Source organism: Xanthovirga aplysinae, assembly GCF_009711365.1.
GTDB lineage: Bacteria > Bacteroidota > Bacteroidia > Cytophagales > Cyclobacteriaceae > Xanthovirga > Xanthovirga aplysinae.
Window position 1 is genome coordinate 1 of record NZ_SMMB01000426.1, and the last position, 1,543, is coordinate 1,543.

1 protein-coding gene is annotated in these 1,543 nt (G+C 35.2%); it reads left to right on the forward strand.

Going from position 1 to position 1,543, the window contains the following annotated elements; genetic code table 11:
• Positions 1–176: 176 nt before the first annotated feature.
• Positions 177–1,543 (forward strand): amidohydrolase family protein (locus E1171_RS01560; RefSeq protein ID WP_155203403.1); only part of this gene is annotated, 1,367 nt, incomplete at its 3' end.

A 1,543-nucleotide genomic window follows, 5' to 3' on the forward strand; every position in this document is an offset into this window, starting at 1 on the left:
AGTGCTAGAGTGAAGGCATGGTGCTTTAAAGAAAGCCCGCCAAATCGTTGATTTGTTTGGATTAAATTTTTCATTTTTAAGGTCAAATCAACGATTTGGCTCAGTGCTAGTCCAAAAGTTTGGCTCTTTGAAGCCCCTTACTGGGCATAGCTGGGACGTTAGGTGCAATTGATAAAATGAAAAATATACTAACACTAATTACTCTGTTTAATTTCTTTGCTTGTGGTCATAATTATAAACAAGAAGTAGCGATTGAGAATATTAATAATAATTTTTTTACAATTTCTGACTCCTTAAAGCAGTACGTGACCTATGATGATAAACAAATCGCATTAATTAATGCTTTTATCATTGATGGAACAGGAAAAGCAAGTAAAACGCAACAAACTGTCTTAGTTGAAAACGGTGTTTTTTCATATATCGGAGAAAAGAAAACAAATGAAATTCCCGAAGGCTTCAAAATAATTGATGTTAGTGATAAGACCATAATTCCTGGCATTGTTGGAGTTCACAATCATCTACACATCCCTGGATTTCGTTTTATTGGAGATGTAGCAACAAAACTATATTTAGCGTCAGGGGTGACTACTATTCAAACCTGTGGGGCTGCTTCCCCTTCACAAGAAATTGCTCTCTCCAAACAAATCAAAAATTATGAAAAAATAGGTCCAGATATAATAACAAGTGGACCATATTTTACAGGAAAAGGTGGGAATCCAAATATGATAATACCAAGGAATGAAAAACACATCAAAGACACGATGCAGCATTGGATGAAACAGGGTATTACTTGGTTTAAGGTTTATAGACATACAACGCCAAATGACTTAAAGACTATACTTGATGTTGCCCACAAAAACAACTGTAAGGTTACTGGCCACTTTTGCTCCATAACATTTGAAGAAGCTACTAAGATGGGAATTGATGGAATAGAGCACGGACTAAATAGTGCAAGTGATTTCAGGACTAATAAAACTTATGGTAAATGTAATGGTCGACGAGAATATATGGACGAATTAGACATTACCAGTGAGGGAGTCAAAGATTTACAACAAACAATGATTGATAATGATGTATTTTTAACTTCTACCCTATCCATCTACGAGTCAAGTGTTCCTAATAGAGCATTTGCCGATGAACGAACTTTGAAGGCTATGTCACCGTATTTGAAAAATCAGTATCAGGAAAGGAGAATATCTTTCGACAAAAAACAAGATGATTTGACAAGAGAAAAACGATTAAAACGGATAATGGCATTTGAGTATCAATTTTATCAGTTGGGTGGACTTTTGGGGAGTGGTGCGGATGCTGGTAGGCATAATTTACCCGGTTATGGAGACCAAAGAAATTTTGAACTCTTAAGAGAAGCAGGATTTACTACTGAAGAAGCCATTAAAATAATGACAAGCAATGGAGCGAAAATTCTTAATAAGACGAATATAGGTTCCATTGAGAAAGGAAAGAGAGCTGATTTTGTTATTCTTAGTGGTAATTTAATTGAAGATGTGTCTGCCATCAAACAAGTTGAAACGGTTTTTAAAAA